This window comes from Stecheria intestinalis (assembly GCF_009696165.1).
GTDB classification, from domain to species: Bacteria; Bacillota_I; Bacilli_A; order Erysipelotrichales; family Erysipelotrichaceae; genus Bulleidia; species Bulleidia intestinalis.
On sequence record NZ_VUMN01000001.1, the window covers coordinates 102,649 to 120,854 of the forward strand.

Consider the following 18,206-nt stretch of genomic DNA (forward strand, 5'->3'; position numbering starts at 1 on the left):
AGATGCTCATACCCAGATCGAGATCTACCGGACGGCTGACAAGCACAAGGAACTAAAGACCCTGGATGAGCTGAAGGAAGAATTCCGCAGAGTCTATATGAAAGACGGGGAGATCTATCAGAAGGATATTCTGGCCTCTCTGTCTCGTCTTGATATGACCGATGACGATATGGAAGCTCTCTGGAACTGGTTCAGCGAAGAGGGCATGACCGTCTCGGAAGAAGAAGACATCGAAGCGCTGAGCTCGGAAGAAGACATGGACCTCGAGGACGAAGAAGAAGAGGAAGAAGACGATCGTCCCGAAGATACCGGCGATGAGGAAGAAGATGAGAAAGACAGCTCCGTCGAAACCGTCGGCAGCATGTCCCGGGCGATCAGCAGTGCGTATTCCAGCGCCAGCCGGGGAACGAGCGTCTCGCTGAATGATCCGGTCAAGATGTATCTGAAAGAGATCGGCCGGGTTCCGCTGCTGAAGCCTGAAGATGAACCGGAGATTGCCAAGCGCATCGAAGCAGGGGATGAGGAAGCCAAGAACATCCTGATCTCCTCGAACCTCCGTCTCGTCGTTTCGATTGCCAAGAAATACGTCGGCAGAGGCATGCTGTTTCTGGATCTGATCCAGGAAGGAAACATGGGCCTCGTCAAGGCGGTCGAGAAATTCGACTACCGCAAAGGCTTCAAGTTCAGCACCTATGCGACCTGGTGGATCCGCCAGGCCATCACGAGAGCCATTGCCGACCAGGCAAGAACCATCCGCATTCCGGTCCACATGGTCGAAACCATCAACAAGCTGACGAGAGTTCAGCGCCAGCTCGTGCAGGAACTCGGCAGAGATCCGACGGCGGAGGAAATCAGTGCACGCATGGACGGCATCTCTCCGGAAAAAGTCCGGGAGATCCAGAAGATCGCGCTGGAACCGGTGTCTCTGGAAACCCCGATCGGCGAGGAAGATGATTCGCATCTCGGCGACTTCATCGAAGATAAAGATGCGATGTCCCCGGATGAGTATGCCAATAATCAGCTGCTCAAGGATGAGATCAACACCGTCCTGTCCGGGCTGACCGACCGCGAGGAGAAGGTTCTCCGCCTGCGGTTCGGATTATATGACGGCAGAACCAGAACCCTGGAAGAAGTCGGCAAGGAATTCAATGTGACCCGCGAGCGCATCCGTCAGATTGAGGCGAAGGCACTGCGCAAGCTGAAGCATCCGACCCGCTCCAAGCGCCTCAAGGATTTCTTCGATAAATGAACCAGCGTCTGAAAGCAATCTCTGCCCTTGTTCCCTCAGGAACGATCCTGGCAGATATCGGCACCGACCATGGCTATCTGCCGATTGATCTTGTGAAGAGGGGAATCTGCCCGAAAGCTTATGCCTGCGACGTTGCGGAAGGACCGTTATCCGCAGCAAAGACCAACATCGCTTCAGAGCATCTGGAAGGAAAAGTCTTCGCGATTCTATCCGATGGATTCATTCAGGTCCCCGAAGATGCAGATTGCGCAGTGATTGCCGGCATGGGCTGGTATACCGCGCAGGCAATTCTCGAGCGGGCAGAGGAACGGCTTCCTTCGTTTCGCCGCATCATCGTCCAGGTAAACGGTGATACGGATCTATTGAGAAAGTGGATCAGCGATCGCAGGAAGACCATTCACGAGGAATGCATGGTCAATGACCGGGGCAAGGTCTATACCGCTGTCTCGTTCAGCATGCAGGAACATGCGCCTTATGCAGACCGTGAGATTCTGCTCGGACCATGTCTTCTGAACGAAAGAAGTCCGCTGTTTCTCGACGACTGTCAGAAGCAGGCAGAACTTCTGAGCATGATCCTCTCGAAGCGCCCTGAAGATGAGACAGCTGCCAGACTGTCCCGGCGGCTTGCAATTTACGAATCTGTCAATCCATAAAAAAAACACCCTGTCAGCCGACAGGGTATATTTTTCAACGCTTCTGATCGTCTCAGCCGTTAATGGAATTAACAGCCTTGGCAAGACGGGACTTCTGGCGTGCAGCATAGTTGCCCTTCTTGATATGAGCAGCAACTGCCTTATCCAGAACCGAGTTTGCATGATCATATGCCTTCTTGGCAGCGTCTGCATCTTTTGCTTCAACCGCAGTCAGAACACCCTTGATCGCATTCTTGACTTCAGTCCGCTTAGCAGTATTGGCAGCCTGGCGCTTAGCATTGGTGATTGCACGCTTCTTCTGGGACTTGATATTTGCCATGGAACACACCTCCTTCGTTTCAAACGAGAGAATTATAACCTACGGCCTTTCAAATTGCAACGTCCGGAACGAGCAGGAATACGGTATAATGACGGAGAATTTTCCAAGGAGGTACCCGCTCATGGATTCCATCCGTATCGTTTTCTTCGGAACCGCAGAATTTGCGGCAGCAATTCTGAATCGTCTCTATGAAGATGGCCATCAGGTCGTCGGTGTCGTTTCGCAGCCGGACCGTCCCATCGGCCGGAAACATCTCATTGAACCGACTCCGGTTCATGCGCTGGCAGAAGCACATGGGACGTCATGCATCGCCCCGAGAAATCTGAAAGAGGAACCGGAAGGGGTCCTTGCAATGAAGCCGGATCTCATCATCACCTGTGCTTACGGGCAGTTTGTTCCGGATGTGATTCTCGAAGCACCGCGCTTCGGCTGTCTGAACATCCATCCTAGTGCCCTGCCGAAATACCGGGGCGGTGCTCCGATCCAGCGGACGATCTGGAATGGGGATTCCTCGATTGATATCTGCCTGATGGAGATGGTTCATGCGATGGATGCCGGCCGGATCTTTGCCCGCACTTCTGTGCCGGTTGATCCGGATGAGACCTCCGGACACCTGTTCCGGAAACTTGCTCCGTTAGCGGCAGATCTATTGTCAGAGAATCTTCCGAAGTATCTGAATGGCGAACTGGCTGGCGAACCGCAGGACGAAAGGCAGAAGACGATCGCTCGCAACATCAGCCGGGAAGAAGAGCAGATCTTCTTTGAAAAAGAACAGATGCCGGAGCTTTACAACCACTGCCGGGCATTGCTGGAAGAACCAGGTCCTTACGGAATGATTGACCATAAGCGCATCAAGTTCCTGGAAGTGCGCATGGAGCAGACCGAAGAACCGGCTGTCCCGGGAACAATTCTTGATATCCAGAACCATGCGATGCGCATCGCCTGCAGGGGCGGTATCCTGAAGGTAATCCGCCTGCAGATGCAGGGCAAGAATGCCATGGATGCGGACGCATTTATGAATGGCGCCGGCCGGAATCTGATCGGCAGGCAGTTTGAATGAGGTAATCCATGATTGACCAGAACCATATCCGCAATTTCTGCATCATCGCTCATATCGACCATGGCAAGAGCACCCTGGCAGACCGCATCCTCGAGATGACGGATACCGTCAAGGAACGCGATATGAAAGCTCAGATCCTCGATGACATGGATCTGGAACGGGAACGCGGCATCACGATCAAGCTGAATGCCGTGCAGCTTTCCTATCATGCAAAGGATGGACAGGAATATCTGTTCAACCTGATCGATACGCCAGGGCATGTTGACTTTTCCTATGAAGTATCCAGGTCGCTTGCGGCCTGCGAAGGAGCGATCCTCGTCGTCGATGCGACTCAGGGCGTCCAGGCGCAGACGCTTGCCAACACGTATCTTGCCCTGGATAACAATCTCGAGATCCTGCCAGTCATCAACAAGGTGGACATGAACAATGCCCAGCCGGAACGGGTCCGCCATGAGATCGAGAACATCATCGGATTAGACTGCTCAGAAGCTCCTAAGATCAGCGCCCGCACCGGTCTCAATGTCGATCAGGTGCTCGAGCAGATCGTGCACAAGATCCCGGCTCCGTCCGGAGATCCGAAAGCACCGCTGCAGGCGCTTGTCTTCGACAGCATCTATGACAGCTACCGCGGTGTCATTGCGCTTGTCCGCATCCGGCAGGGCGAGATCCATGTCGGCGATCATATCCGCTTCATGGCAACCGGTGCGGAATATGAAGTGCTTGAAGCCGGCATCCGCAACCCGAAAGAAGTCCCGGTCCATACGCTGGTATGCGGGGATGTCGGATGGTTTGCGGCTTCGATCAAGGACATCCATGATGTCCGGGTCGGCGATACCGTCACTTCCGCAGACAATCCTGCAGACAAGCCTCTTCCCGGCTACAAGAAACTGAATCCGATGGTCTACTGCGGCCTGTATCCGAGCGATGCGGCCAAGTTCCAGGACCTTCATGATGCGCTCNACAAGCTTCAGCTCAACGATGCCAGCCTGCAGTATGAACCGGAAACCTCGCAAGCCCTCGGCTTCGGATTCCGCTGCGGCTTCCTGGGCTTGCTGCATATGGATGTCGTCCAGGAACGGCTTGAGCGGGAATACAATCTCGATCTGATCGCGACAGCTCCTTCGGTGATCTATCATGTCTTTCTTTCTGATGGCACGATGCTGGAGATCGACAACCCGGCCAAGATGCCGGATGCGTCCAAAGTCGACCATGTCGAAGAACCGTATGTCAAAGCAGAGATCATGGTGCCTGATACCTTCATCGGCCCGGTCATGGAGCTCTGCCAGAAAAAGCGCGGCATCTACAAAGGCATGGAAGTCATCGATACCGGCAGAAATACGCTGACGTATGAGATGCCGCTTTCTGAGATCATCTTTGACTTCTTTGACAAGCTGAAAAGCTGCACGAAGGGCTATGCAAGCCTTGAGTATGAACCGATTGGCTATCGCACGGATGACCTGGTCCGCATGGATATCCTGCTCAATGGAGAGGTGGTCGATGCGCTTTCGGTCATCATCCATCGCTCGGAAGCGTATGCCAGAGGATCGGCGATCACCGTGAAGCTGAAGGAGCTGATCCCGAAGCAGCAGTTTGAGATTCCGGTTCAGGCTGCGATCGGCGGCAAGGTGATTGCCCGCACGAATATCAAGGCGGTGCGCAAGAACGTGCTTGCCAAGTGCTATGGCGGAGATATCAGCCGGAAGAAGAAGCTGCTCGAGAAGCAGAAAGAAGGCAAGAAGCGCATGAAGGCAGTCGGTTCCGTCGTGATTCCGCAGGAAGCCTTTATGTCGGTTCTGTCCATGGACGATGATTCGCACTGATCATCCGGAAGCACTCTATGTGCATGTCCCGTTCTGCCGCTCAATCTGTGCCTACTGCGATTTCACGCACGAGCCATATTGCATAGAGCGGGCAGATGCCTGGCTGAAAGCCCTGAAACAGGAGCTGTCGGCAAGGGTCCGGTCCGCTTCTCTGAAGACGATCTATCTGGGCGGCGGCACGCCGACTGCGCTTTCTCTCACCCAGCTGGAAGTGCTGCTTTCCATGCTGGATCCGTATGCGGAAGAAGCAGAAGAATACACGATTGAAGTCAACCCGGAAACCCTCGATGAAGCCAAGGCAGAATGCCTGGCACGACATCGCATCAATCGGGCATCGATCGGCTATCAGAGTGATAATCCGAAGCTGCTTGCGCTGATGAACCGCCATCATTCTTATGAAGATACGGCTGCCTGCATGGAATTATTGAGGAGGCATGGGATCGCGAATCTCTCGCTGGACCTCATGTATTCGCTGCCTGGTCAGACCATGGCCCAGCTGCAGCAGGCGGTATATCATGCCATGGATCTGAAGCCTGCGCATCTCTCGCTGTATTCGCTGACGATCGAACAAGGAACTGCATTTGCCGCCAGGAAGCTGAATCATCTCGATGATGATGCGGAGGCAGACATGTATGAATGGATCTGCAGGACGCTTCCGGAACATGGCTATCAGCAGTATGAGATCTCCAATTTCGCACTTCGCGGCTATGAATCGCGCCATAATCTGATGTACTGGAATTACCGGGACTTCTATGGCATTTCAGCAGGAGCGTCCGGCAAGGAAGGGCTGCTGCGCTATGATCATGGCACGCTGAAGGAATACCTGGAAGATCCCCTGGCGGTGAAGAAGATTCTGCTTTCCGAAGCAGATGCCCGCTTTGAAATGGTCATGATGTCGCTGCGCTTAGTGAGAGGTCTTGACCGGAAGCTGTTTCAGGAGACCTTCGGCATCGATGTCAATGAAGTCTACGGCAGCGTCATCAGCCGCCTTCTTCAGAAGGGCTGGCTGAAAGAAGAGGAACGGTATCTGGCATGCACGAAGAAGAGCTATGAGATTCTGAATACGGTTCTGGAGGAATTCCTGCCTGAGGAATGAAATAATCTTGCAGGAAGCAGTCAGTTCTGATAAATTAGTTAGTGCTTTCAGCCTGGGATGCACGTACCTCTGAACGTCAGCTCGGACTAGAAGGACTTAGAAGAAAGAAGAGGAAAAATACATGTTAGAGAAAGAAAAGAAAGCTGAAATCATCCGCGAATACGGCCGCAAGGAAGGCGATACCGGTTCTGTCGAAGTACAGGTCGCAATGCTGACAGAGCAGATCAACCGTCTGACGGTCCACATGCAGAATAACCACAAGGATTATTCTTCCAACCGCGGACTTGCTACAATGGTAGGACGCCGCAAGAACCTGCTGGAATACCTGAAGCGCACGGATGTCAACCGCTACCGTGATCTGGTTTCCAAGCTCGGTCTCCGCAAGTAATCGTACCTCATGAGATTTCATGGAAAAGCAGACAGAAATGTCTGTTTTTCTTTATAATGATTTACACATCAGGAGGCCTCCATGAGTTTTATCCGGTTTGAAGATGTCACGAAGATCTATCAGCAGGGCGAAGTCGAAATCCATGCCCTGGACGGCATTTCGTTTTCCATCGTCAAGGGCTCGATCACGATCATTGCCGGTGCTTCCGGAGCCGGAAAGTCCACGGTTCTGAATATTCTAGGCGGCATGGATACGGCAACCTCCGGCATCGTCGAAGCAGACGGTGTCCGCGTTGATCAGATGAATGAGCGACAGCTGACCGACTACCGCCGCTATGATATCGGCTTCGTATTCCAGTTCTATAATCTCGTGCAGAATCTGACCGCTCTGGAGAATGTGGAGCTTGCTTCGGAAATCTGCCGCAACCCGCTCGACCCGGCCAGGACGCTGGAGCAGGTCGGCCTGAAAGACCGCATGAACAATTTTCCGAGCCAGCTTTCCGGCGGCGAACAGCAGCGGGTTGCCATCGCAAGAGCCCTTGCCAAGAATCCGAAGCTGCTCTTATGCGATGAGCCGACCGGTGCTCTCGATTATGTGACCGGCAAGCAGATTCTGAAGCTATTGCAGAATACTGCCAGAATGACTGGCATGACGGTGGTGATCATCACGCATAATCTTGCGATCTGCCCGATGGGCGATCGGGTGATTTCACTGCGCTCCGGCAGGGTGGTTTCGGATGAGGTAAATCCGCATCCGGAAGACATTTCGGAGATTGAATGGTAAGGATGAACAAGACCAGGAAGAAAAATCTGAAGCGCATGATCCATACGACGCGAAGCCGTTTTTTTTCGCTGACCGCGATTGTGGCAATCGGCGTTGCGTTTTTCCTGGGCCTTGTTTCTTCGGGGACGGTGATGTCGTATTCGGTGCAGGTCTATGATGATGAACTGAATCTGAAGGACATCACGGTCTATTCCAATTACGGCTTTGATGAAGATGATATTGACGCAGTGAAAGTGCTCGATGAAGTCGCGGATGCCGAGGGAACGAAGTTTGCGGATGTTTATGCAGCTTCCGGGTCTTCGATCCGGGTCACCCGCGTCCATGCCTATAACCCTGATGATACGATCAATCAGTTTCAGCTGAGAGAGGGAAGACTTCCGGAAAATGAACATGAAGCTCTGGCCGAAGCAGGAACTGATGGGACGTCTGGTTTTGCGATCGGCAGTACCGTAACGCTGTCCAGACCATCTGATGATCTTTCCGATTATCTGAATATCGATGAGGTCACGATCGTCGGTACGATCGATACGCCGCTGTATCTCAATGAGACCAAGGAGAGCAGCACCCTCAGCAACCAGGCGATCAGCACGTATCTGTATGTGCTGGAATCCTGTTTTTCCATGGACTATGACACGGAGCTCAATGTCGTGACCGTGCATGGGAAAAACTATGATGAATTCTCAGATGCGTATTACGCCTATACGGAAAGCGTTCAGAAAGAGATCGAAGACCTCGGCGTTACCCAGGCGGAACACCGCCGGGATGCAGTCGTCGCTGAAGCAGAAAAGAAACTGGATGATGCGAAGCAGGAATACGAAGACGGAAAGAACGATTACGATACTTCGATTGCGGAGGCCGAGCAGCAGCTGGAAGATTCCAGAAAGCAGATCCAGGACGCAGAACGGCAGATCGCAGATGGCAAAACGCAGATTTCCGACGGAGAAGCGAAACTGAAGCAGTCCCAGGAAGAACTGCTGAGCCAGAAGTATACGAACGAGAATAAGATCCTTGATGCCCGGGCTGAGATTTCTGCCGGCCAGACAAAACTTGATCAGGGCAAGCAGGAATTCGCAGAACAGAAGAGTCAGGCCGAAGCAGGCATCCAGCAGATCGATACAGGTATTGAACAGCTCAATACCCTGCAGGAACAGCTGACGCATCTCAATGAATCCATCCAGCTTGCGATGCTGTATCAGTCTCTTACAGAAGAACAGAGCCAGCCGATTTCTGCCGCGGCAGAGTCGCTTGGCCTTTCAGAGACAAATACAGTGCAGGATCTGATCAATGCATGCAAGACTGCTTCCTCAGGACTTTCAGCTCTCCTGGAACCTCTGGCAGACCTGCCGGATGAGACTCCAGTGAGCACAATCATTGCCCAGGTGCAGGCAGCAGGGGATGAAGAAAGCGCTGCTGTCTTGTCCCCTTATGAAGATCAGACGCTGGGGGATCTTCGCACGAGAAAGAACAATCTCGATCAGCTTGCCGCGCAGCTGGAAGCGATCCCGGATCAGCTGCCGATCTCAATTCTTCTTGCAGGCCAGCCGGATCTGAAGACGCTGACGGATCAGATGGGACTCACGGAGACCTCGACGGCTGCCGAACTGAAAGCTGCGATTCCGGTTCAGATCCAGGCGCTTCAGGATCAGAAGACTTCGATTCAGAATCAGCTGGCAGACGGCCAGAAGCAGATTGATGATGCCCAGGCTCAGCTGGATCGTGCGTATGCGGAGACGGTCAATGCGGCGACGGAGCTGTATGCGGCAATAGATGAAGGCCAGCAGAAGATTGATGATGGCTGGGCGGAGCTTGAAGCAAACAGGCAGAAGATTGCGGATGCCGAAGCAGAACTTGCTGAAGGCAAGCAGAAACTGCAGGATGGTGAAGCTGAACTGGAAACACAGAAAGCAGATGGCGCTCAGAAGCTGGAAGATGCCAGAGCAGAGATCGATGCCGGAGAACAGAAAATCCAGGATCTGGAAGCGGGCAGCTGGACCGTGCTGACGCGCTCGGGTCATTATGCTTCGGAAAGCTATAGGCAGTCGGTGAATCAGATGAAGGCCATTGCTGGGATCTTTCCGGTCTTCTTCTTAGCGGTGGCAGCTCTGGTTTGCATGACGACGATGACCCGGCTCATCGAAGAGCAGCGCGGCCAGATCGGCATCATGCGGGCACTGGGCTATACTCCGAAAGAATGTGCATCGAGCTATCTGATCTATGCAGGCATGGCGGCGCTGATCGGTGAAGCGGCCGGGACGGTTCTCGGTCTCGCTATTTTCCCGCCGATCATCTATTACCTTTGGAAAATAGAATATGTGCTCCCGCCGATGAAGCTGAAGATTTCGTGGAGCGTGATGGCAATTGCGGATCTTCTGTTCCTTGCGGTCATGGAGCTGACGTCATGGAAGGTACTGCGAGCGGATATGAAGGAAGTGCCTGCTCAGCTCATGCGGCCGAAGGCACCGAGACTCGGAAAGAATACGTTCCTTGAGAAGATTCCTGCAGTATGGAATTCGCTGAGCTTCACGTGGAAGGTGACCATTCGAAATCTGTTCCGCTACAAGAAGCGGTTCTTCATGACCGTGATCGGCGTAGCCGGATGCTGTGCATTGCTGATCACAGGCTTCGGAGTCCAGGACAGCATCGATAACATGGTCAGCATCCAGTATGAGGAGATCTATCAGATTGATGCAGTCATCACGCTGAAAGATGATCTGTCTGCTTCTGAGCTTTCAAAGGCAGCTGATCAGATCGCGGACCGGGAGGATGTGTCAGGTACTGTGCGTGGCGCGTTCTACAATGCCAAGGCAGATACGGAGGACCGTTCGGTCGAAGAGACGGTGAATGCGATGATTTTCCGGAATGAGGAAGATCTGAGCCAGGCATATGATCTGCGCACCCGGGTCGGCCATGACCCGATTTCACTGAGTGATGACGGCGTTATCATCAGCGAGAAGATGAGCGAGAACATGCATCTTGCGATCGGCGATACGTTCCTGCTGGAAGGAAAGGCAGGCCTGGTGAAGGAAGTGAAAGTAGCCGGGATTGCCGAGATGTATATGTCTCATTTCGTCTGGATGAGCGAAGCCTGTTATCAGAGCGTATTCGGAACGGTTCCTGCACAGAACAGCGTATTCCTGAAGCTGAAAGATGGAACGGATCCGGCATCCTGCGAACAGGCCATTTCCGCATATTCAGAAGTCTCAAGCCTTGACTTCTGCTACAGCACTCTGAATACATGGAAGAATACCGTGCATTCGCTGAATCTGGTGGTGTATGTCCTGATCATCAGCTCGATGGCGCTTGCGTTTGTCGTGCTCGGCAATCTGACCAACGTGAATATCAGCGAGCGCACGCGCGAAATTGCCACGCTGAAAGTGCTGGGCTTCAGGAAAAGAGAAGTGGAGAGCTATATCTACAAGGAGAATATGGTGCTGACGGTGATCGGAGCATTGTGCGGCATTCCGCTTGGCGTTCTGCTTCATCATACGATCATGCGGGAAGTGGAGATGGATGCGATGATGTTCGGCAGGACAGTGGACCCTGACAGCATCCTATGGTCAGTGCTTCTGACGATCGGCTTCGGCATTCTCGTGAACCGCTTCATGCGGAAACGTCTCCATGACATCAGCATGGTCGAATCCCTCAAGAGCGTCGAGTGAGCAGATGACTGTACAGAAAATCTGAACCCGGCTATATTGAACACAGGAGGACATCATCATGAAATCATTGAAATTCGTTCGCTGCGAGAAATGCGGCAAGATTGCTGTTCTGCTTCAGGACAGCCCGTGCCCGACCATGTGCTGCGGCCAGGAAATGAAGGTGCTGGAGCCGAATACCGTCGATGCTGCTCAGGAGAAACATGTACCGGTCGTGACCAGAGAAGGCAATGTCATCACCGTCACGGTCGGGTCCGTGGAACACCCGATGCTGCCGGAGCATTATATCCAGTGGATCGTGCTCGAGACGGAAAACGGCTTCCGCGTTGCGGAGCTTAAACCGGGCGACAAGCCGGAAGTGAAGTTCTTCGAGAACGAGAAAGTGATTGCAGTCTATGAATACTGCAACCTGCACGGACTCTGGAAAACCTCCGTCTGAATCCAGCAAGCTTCCTTCGGGAAGCTTTTTTCGTGTGCCGGGCATGGCACGTATCTTGGCGATGAAAGTCCACTGTGGGTGCGAAGTCTGCCAACGCCAGCCACCAGCCGGACGCCAAGGGTGTCCATCGTGAGGTGGAATCTGAAAGAAAGTGCAGGCAAACCTCTGGCCTGAGGCATACGAATCGCATGAAGCAGTCTGAAGCAGGGCAAGTGTGCTGAACAGCACAAACCCAATAGCTTGGCAGGAAGAAACTGAGGAATGCAAATACCGCAGATGTATGGAGGGAAGGATGCGGATCTGCCCCGGGAGGTCTCATGAGCGCACACGTGAGTCGGAGAATGCCGCGCAGCGGAAGCGTAGTAACAGCGAATCATGAGAAGTCAGCAGAAGCCATAGTGCAGATCGTCGCATAAGTTTCCGTTGATTCTTCATGTTCCAATCAAAATCTCTTCGGATATCACCGCATAAAGGAAAATACGAATAATAAAAGCCAGAACCAGCACCGCTGAAGGGGACCGTTTTATGCAGAGATTGGCCGTTCCGGTTGCTGTTCTGCTGTGGTACAATGAACCCGTTATAAATAGATGAAAAGGAAATATTGGTAACTGAAAAGATGGAGAAGTACAAGAAGAGTTGGGATTTTCATGGCCGCACCATCACTGTTGAAAATGGTGAGATGGCAAAGCAGGCCGGCGGATCGGTTCTGGTCCGCTACAACGATACGGTGGTTCTTTCCGCCGCAACAGCCAGCACGGAAGTCAAAGCAGAAGATTTCTTCCCGCTGACGGTGCTCTATAATGAGAAATTCTATGCCGAAGGACAGATCCCGCAGAGCTTTCTGCGTCGGGAAGGCCGTCCGACGGAACATGCAACGCTGACCGCACGTCTGATCGACCGCCCGATCCGTCCGCTGTTTGCGGAAGGATTCCGCAACGAGGTTCAGGTCGTCAATACGGTGCTTTCCGTTGAGCCTGACTGCAGCCCGGAAATGACCGCAATGTTCGGCTCTTCGCTGGCTCTCTGTGTTTCTGATATTCCGTTCAACGGACCGATTGCCGGGGTCATCGTCGGCAAGGTAGATGGCGAATATGTCATCAACCCGACGGTTGAGCAGGCGGAACGCGCAACCCTGAGCCTGACGGTTGCCGGCACGAAGGAAGCCATCAACATGGTTGAGGCGGGGGCGAAGGAAGTCTCTGAAGACGAGATGCTCGAAGCCCTGCAGATCGGCCATGATGCGATCCGCGAGCTGTGCGAGATTGAAGAAGAAGTCATCGCTGCCTGCGCAAAGCCGAAGATGGAAGTCGTGCTCTACACGATCAATCCGGACATCCGTGCTTATATTGATGAGCATGGCAAAGAGCGCATCGAGAAAGCAGTTTCCATCAAAGGAAAGCTGGAACGCTATCACACCATAGATGAAATCACCGATGAGATGGTAAAAGAAGTATCCGAGAATCTGAACTGGGAAAATGATGCTGCCAAGGCGAAAGCAGAAAAGCAGGCTCATGAATACTGCGCCGAGATTGAAGCAGGCGAAGTCCGCAGACTCATCTCGGAAGAGAAGATCCGTCCGGATGGACGCAAGCTTGATGAGCTGCGCCCGCTGAACTCTCAGGTCGATCTGCTTCCACGTGTGCATGGTTCTGCTATGTTCACCCGCGGCGAGACGCAGGTGCTCTCAGTGACGACGCTCGGTCCGCTGGATGATGCGCAGATCGTCGATGATCTGACGCCAGTGAAGTCCAAACGGTTCATGCATCAGTACAACTTCCCGCCGTTCTCGGTCGGCGAAGTCGGCCGCATGGGTTCTCCGGGCAGACGTGAAGTCGGTCATGGCGCCCTTGGTGAACGTGCTCTGAGCCAGGTGCTTCCGTCCGTGGAGGAATTCCCGTACACGATCCGCACGGTTGCAGAAGTTCTCGAATCCAATGGTTCTTCTTCCCAGGCTTCGATCTGTGCCGGCACGATGTCGCTGATGGCAGCCGGTGTTCCGATCAAGGCGATGGTAGCGGGTGTTGCCATGGGCCTGATCACGGTCGGAAATACGTATTCCATCCTGACGGATATTCAAGGTATGGAAGATCATTACGGCGATATGGACTTCAAGGTTGCCGGCACCCGCAAGGGCATCACGGCTCTGCAGATGGACATCAAGGTTTCCGGCATCTCCCAGGAGATTCTGAAGGAAGCACTTGCCCAGGCTCATAAAGGACGCATGGAAATCCTCGACAACATGGAAGCGACGATTTCCGCACCGCGCGATCATGTTTCGAAGTATGCACCGAAGTTCGCAATCATGCATATTCCGACGGACAAGATCCGCGATGTGATCGGCACCGGCGGAAAGACGATCAACCAGATCATTGAAGACTGCAACCAGGTCAAGATCAATGTCGAAGAAGATGGCACGATCGCCATCTACCATATGGATCAGGAAATGATCGATAAGGCAAAGGGCATCATCGAAGACATCACCCGTGAAGCAAAGGTCGGCGATGTCTATGATGCGACGGTATCCGAAGTACGCGACAGCTTCGCATTCGTGAATCTGTTCGGTCAGACCGATGCGCTGCTGCATGTCTCTGAGATTGCCTGGGAGCGCACCGAGGATATCCATAAGGCACTGCATACCGGCGACAAGATCAGAGTCCAGGTCATCTCGGTCGATGATGCCGGAAAGGTCAAGGTCAGCGCGAAAGCCTGCCAGCCCAAGCCGGAGGGATATGTCGAGCCGAAGAAGCCGCTGCGGCCGCAGAAGTTCAGCCGCACTGAGCACCGCGGCAATGACCGCCATGAAGGCGAAGGCGTGGAACGCAGAGTCTTCCGCAAGAAAGAAGACTGAAGAAAAGCGGTAACAGAGAGGACCGGATAGCATCCGGCCTTCTTTTTTCCGGAAACGAAAGAGGTATGCACGATGCGAATGAGAAAGAAGAAATGGGCGGATCCTTATCTGGAAGCCCATCCGGAATATGCGGTGGCAGATCCTTCTGCCTGCCGGGGAACCTGGAAGCAGATGCTCTCCTGCACGAAGCTCCATGTCGAGATCGGCATGGGAAAGGGCGACTATCTGAATGCCATGGCATCCATGTATCCCGAAGAAGGCTGGGTAGGCATTGAAAAAGACCACAGCTGTGCCGGAGTCGCCTGCCGCAAAGCTCTGGAAATGGAATCGCCTGATCTGCATAACAAGCGGATGATTGTCGGCGATGCGGAACATCTGGCTGAATGGTTTGCGGACGGGGAGATCGATGTGATTCATCTGAACTTCAGCGATCCCTGGCCGAAGACCTATACCCATAAGCGCCGGCTTTCAAGTCAGAAGTTCCTGAACGTCTACCGGCAGTTACTTTCGGAAGAGGGCATCATCCGGATGAAGACTGACAACAAGGGTCTCTTTGAGGATTCAGTGCTGTACTTTCTGCAGAATGGCTTTACGCTGACGGAACTGTCCGTCGACTTCCGCCGCAACCCGCATCCCGAAGATGCGGTCACGGAATATGAAAGCCGCTTCATGAGCCTCAATCAACCCATCTACCAGCTGGCTGCGATCCCGATTTTGCCGGATGGAAATCATGTATAATAAACACGTGAACGCTAGAAAGATTCTCGTGCCTGTTCTGACGGCATTTCTTCTGGCAGGGTGTTCGACCTATCAGGGCGACCTGCAGAGTGAACTGAATCACAGGCTTGCTTCTGCGGAAGAAAAGCCGATTCTCGGTGCGGAGTACAACCACCGCTTTTATTCGTACTATCTCGAGCCGGATGTCGGCCGCATGGGCACCAGCCTCACCAGCAATACATTCTGCTTTGAAGGCACGAAGTTCGTCATGAATCTCAATGTGCCTTCCGTGATCAATGCGGCTTATTATACGTCGGAGTCAGATCCTTCCGGAGCAATCACTGGCGGAACTGAACTCGCCAAGAGCGAAGGAACTTATCTGGACCGGGATGGCAATGAACATAGCTTCTCCGTCGGTATCTATCTCCTGAAGTCGGAGGTGTTCACGTATCTCGTCAGCGATACTGCCGAATTCTTCGCAGTCTCCGCAAGCGAGCTTGCGGCTGCGCAGATTGCCGGCAAGATGCTGACGCTGGCCAGAGGACTCGAAGTGAATAACAGCGTGGTGCTGAGCACGTTTTCCATGCGGCAGACCATTTCCTATTCCCGCAAGAAGCTCGAGCTGTTCCAGAATATCGCACCGGAAAGCGGAACGATCACCGAACTGTTTGAAGACAGCGGCTATGACAGCAGCGTCGACTATGCCGGCGACAACTTCGATGCGGAAGAAGACGAGAATATCCAGCAGGGCGATGCGGATGATCAGGTCAATGGCGAAGAAGTGACCGGGGCAAATGAGGAGCAGGATGCGGAAGCGTCACCTTCTGCCTCAGCGGAAAGTGCATCTTAACAACCTAGCTGAAATCACTTAAAATACTAATGATATTGCGTTTATCAGAACAAAAGGAGAAACAAGTATGCTCAAGAAACTGCAGAACCTGTTATTTGAAGAAGAAGACGATGACCTCGAAGAAGACGAGGAAGAAGAAGCTGTAGAAGAAGCTCCTGTCCGCCGCAAGCATCGCAAAGCTGCTCCGGAACCAGAAGAGGAAGAAACGATCAGCGAACCGGCAAGACCGCAGGTCAAGCCGCTGCAGACCGCTACAACGATGAACCGCATCGATGTGACGCAGCCGCTGCCGAAGCAGAGCGAACCGGAAAAGAACCAGGAAGTATTCCGCCGTCCGGCGGCTGTTCAGCATGCCTCTCCGCGTCCGCTGGAAGCAGACCCTGAGATTCTGCATGAAACCGCAAAGCCGAAGACTACGCTCGGCATCACGGTAGATGATGAACCGAAGAAGCCGGAACCGGCTCCGGTCCGCCCAAGCCGTCCGCAGCCGGCGGTGAAGCCTTCCAAGCCCGCAAAGCCTGCCAAGGCTGCTCCGGTCTATGAATTCCAGCCGGTCATCTCCCCGATGTTCGGCGTGGATGAGAAAGACATGGATGCCATGCAGACAACGGCCAAGGAATTCCGCACTGGTCTGGATGATGACAACAACGTGTCGAAGATCATCAGCCCGATCTACGGCATCTCGAAGGAAGCTGAACCGACGACGATCCAGAAGACTGTCGAGAAGTCCAATGAGATGGAGAATCTCACTTATACGAAGGAAGCCAGAAAAGCAGAAGATTCCATTCCGGAATTCTCTCTGGATGATATCCTGAATGGCCATGATGAAGAGTTTGCGCGTCAGAGTGCAGCCGCTGCTGCCGATGACAGCTATGAAGATGTCGATGAGACCGTCGTCATGGATACGAAGAACATCACGCCGTTCGGCAAGGTGAATGCACCGAAGAAGGATGCAGGAACCAGATGAACTACTGGTTCATCGGCATCAAGGGCACCGGCATGGCTGCTCTTGCATGCATGCTGAAGGACCTCGGCAATGAGGTAGCCGGAAGCGATCTTCCGAAGCATTTCTTCACCGAAGATCCGCTCGATGCCCGCGGTATTCAGATTTCTGATTTCAGCCCAGCCAACATCAGGGATGGCATGCATGTCATCATCGGCAATGCGTTCCTTGATGATTTTCCGGAAGTCGCTGCCGCCAGGTCCAATCCGACCTGCACGTGCATGCGCTACCATGAATTCGTCGGCGAGTTCACGAAGCAGTATCATACGATCGCGGCGGCCGGCAGCCATGGCAAGACGACCACGACCGGCATGCTGTCATGCATGCTGCAGGAAAAAGGAAGCACCGGCTGGCTGATCGGCGATGGTGATGGCCATGTCAGCGCGGATACCGAATACTTTGCTCTGGAAGCAGATGAATTCCGCCGCCATTTCCTGGCGTATCATCCGGATTATGCGATCATCACGAATGTCGATATCGATCATGTCGACTACTTCAGGGATGAAGCGGATTACCGCAGTGCCTATGAGCAGTTCTCGATGCAGGTGGGCAAGGGCATCATTCTCTGGGGAGAAGATGCTCAGGCAAGAATGCTGAAGCTGAATCCTGAGGTTCCGCATTACTGGTATGGGGAAGCGGATCAGGATGACGTGCAGGCAGTGAATATCCGGGAAAGCAGTGAAGACATGGAATATGATGTGCTGTTCCATGGCACGAAGTTCGGCCACTTCCATTTCCCGTTTGTCGGGCATCATCTGCTGCTGAACAGTCTTGCCTGCATCACCGTCGGCATGCTGGAAGGCATGAGCCCGGAGGTGATCGAGAAGGGTCTTTCGAACTTCCATGGCGTCAAGCGGCGGTTTGTCGTTGAGAAACACGGCGGCAATATCTATATCGATGACTATGCACATCATCCGACGGAAGTGCGGGTGACGGTCGAAACTGCCAGAAAGCGGTTCCCGGATAGAAAGCTGGTTGCGATCTTCAAGCCGCATCGGGCCAGCCGGGTGCTGTACTTCGCAGATGACTTTGCCTCAGCGCTTGAGAAAGCAGATAAGGTCTATCTCTGCGATTTCACCAGCATCGATGATAAGCAGGATGGCACGGATATCGATATTACGTATCTGCAGAAGCGGATTCCTGGTTCCGTCGTTCTTCCGGAAGATGAGAACGGGGCAAAGCTTCTGGCCAAAGAGAAACCGGCAGTATTCCTGTTTATGTCAAGCAAGGATATCTACTGGCTGGCGGATCTTGTGAAAAAGCAGGATGAGTGATGGAATGGGAGTGTGGGAGCGCTCCCATTTTTCTTGAAAAGTCTTTCAGAG

15 protein-coding genes are annotated in these 18,206 nt (G+C 53.3%); 14 read left to right on the forward strand and 1 reads right to left on the reverse strand.

All coding sequences use genetic code 11. The features are described 5' to 3' along the window. Positions 1 to 97 precede the first annotated feature (97 nt). A complete protein-coding gene (gene rpoD / locus FYJ51_RS00500; RefSeq protein WP_154502336.1) occupies positions 98 to 1,249 on the forward strand; it encodes an RNA polymerase sigma factor RpoD in 1,152 nt (383 codons plus the stop codon). Continuing rightward, positions 1,246 to 1,902 (forward strand): tRNA (adenine(22)-N(1))-methyltransferase, encoded by a 657-nt coding sequence (locus FYJ51_RS00505; protein ID WP_154502085.1) that lies wholly within the window; start codon positions 1,246 to 1,248, stop codon positions 1,900 to 1,902. Before rpoD ends, FYJ51_RS00505 begins: the two co-directional genes overlap by 4 nt. A gap of 52 nt (positions 1,903 to 1,954) precedes the next feature. Here FYJ51_RS00505 and rpsT read toward each other — a convergent pair whose 3' ends face one another. After that, positions 1,955 to 2,221: a 30S ribosomal protein S20 gene (rpsT, locus tag FYJ51_RS00510; protein ID WP_105303659.1), complete on the reverse strand. Its 267-nt coding sequence runs from the start codon at positions 2,219 to 2,221 to the stop codon at positions 1,955 to 1,957. Positions 2,222 to 2,342: 121 nt separating this feature from the next. On the opposite strand from rpsT, the gene fmt reads away from it, so the two are divergent. From fmt to murC, 12 genes are all read left to right on the forward strand, one after another. Continuing rightward, on the forward strand, positions 2,343 to 3,281 hold the full coding sequence (gene fmt / locus FYJ51_RS00515; RefSeq protein ID WP_154502088.1) for a methionyl-tRNA formyltransferase: 939 nt from the start codon (positions 2,343 to 2,345) through the stop codon (positions 3,279 to 3,281). Positions 3,282 to 3,292: 11 nt separating this feature from the next. Then, entirely contained in the window at positions 3,293 to 5,101 is a 1,809-nt protein-coding gene (lepA, locus tag FYJ51_RS00520) for a translation elongation factor 4 (protein ID WP_328597259.1), read from the forward strand. Beyond that, the gene (gene hemW / locus FYJ51_RS00525; protein WP_154502094.1) at positions 5,088 to 6,197 is read left to right on the forward strand and encodes a radical SAM family heme chaperone HemW; all 1,110 of its coding nucleotides are present in this window, start codon (positions 5,088 to 5,090) and stop codon (positions 6,195 to 6,197) included. Before lepA ends, hemW begins: the two co-directional genes overlap by 14 nt. 121 nt (positions 6,198 to 6,318) lie before the next feature. After that, positions 6,319 to 6,585 (forward strand): 30S ribosomal protein S15, encoded by a 267-nt coding sequence (rpsO, locus tag FYJ51_RS00530; protein ID WP_105303662.1) that lies wholly within the window; start codon positions 6,319 to 6,321, stop codon positions 6,583 to 6,585. Between the two features lie 81 nt (positions 6,586 to 6,666). Then, positions 6,667 to 7,368, forward strand: coding sequence for an ABC transporter ATP-binding protein (locus tag FYJ51_RS00535; protein WP_105303663.1), 702 nt, complete (start codon positions 6,667 to 6,669; stop codon positions 7,366 to 7,368). A 2-nt stretch (positions 7,369 to 7,370) separates the two neighbouring features. Then, positions 7,371 to 11,027 (forward strand): FtsX-like permease family protein, encoded by a 3,657-nt coding sequence (locus tag FYJ51_RS00540; RefSeq protein WP_205946082.1) that lies wholly within the window; start codon positions 7,371 to 7,373, stop codon positions 11,025 to 11,027. Positions 11,028 to 11,085: 58 nt separating this feature from the next. Next, positions 11,086 to 11,463, forward strand: coding sequence for a desulfoferrodoxin family protein (locus FYJ51_RS00545; RefSeq protein WP_105303665.1), 378 nt, complete (start codon positions 11,086 to 11,088; stop codon positions 11,461 to 11,463). A 616-nt stretch (positions 11,464 to 12,079) separates the two neighbouring features. Continuing rightward, positions 12,080 to 14,311 (forward strand): polyribonucleotide nucleotidyltransferase, encoded by a 2,232-nt coding sequence (gene pnp, locus FYJ51_RS00550; protein WP_154502339.1) that lies wholly within the window; start codon positions 12,080 to 12,082, stop codon positions 14,309 to 14,311. A 78-nt stretch (positions 14,312 to 14,389) separates the two neighbouring features. Further along, the gene (gene trmB, locus FYJ51_RS00555; protein WP_328597256.1) at positions 14,390 to 15,049 is read left to right on the forward strand and encodes a tRNA (guanosine(46)-N7)-methyltransferase TrmB; all 660 of its coding nucleotides are present in this window, start codon (positions 14,390 to 14,392) and stop codon (positions 15,047 to 15,049) included. Next, on the forward strand, positions 15,042 to 15,878 hold the full coding sequence (locus tag FYJ51_RS00560) for a hypothetical protein (protein WP_154502103.1): 837 nt from the start codon (positions 15,042 to 15,044) through the stop codon (positions 15,876 to 15,878). The genes trmB and FYJ51_RS00560 overlap by 8 nt, the downstream gene beginning before the upstream one ends. Positions 15,879 to 15,945: 67 nt before the next feature. Beyond that, positions 15,946 to 16,845, forward strand: coding sequence for a hypothetical protein (locus tag FYJ51_RS00565; RefSeq protein WP_154502106.1), 900 nt, complete (start codon positions 15,946 to 15,948; stop codon positions 16,843 to 16,845). Continuing rightward, entirely contained in the window at positions 16,842 to 18,155 is a 1,314-nt protein-coding gene (gene murC / locus FYJ51_RS00570) for a UDP-N-acetylmuramate--L-alanine ligase (protein WP_154502109.1), read from the forward strand. The genes FYJ51_RS00565 and murC overlap by 4 nt, the downstream gene beginning before the upstream one ends. Positions 18,156 to 18,206: the final 51 nt, after the last annotated feature.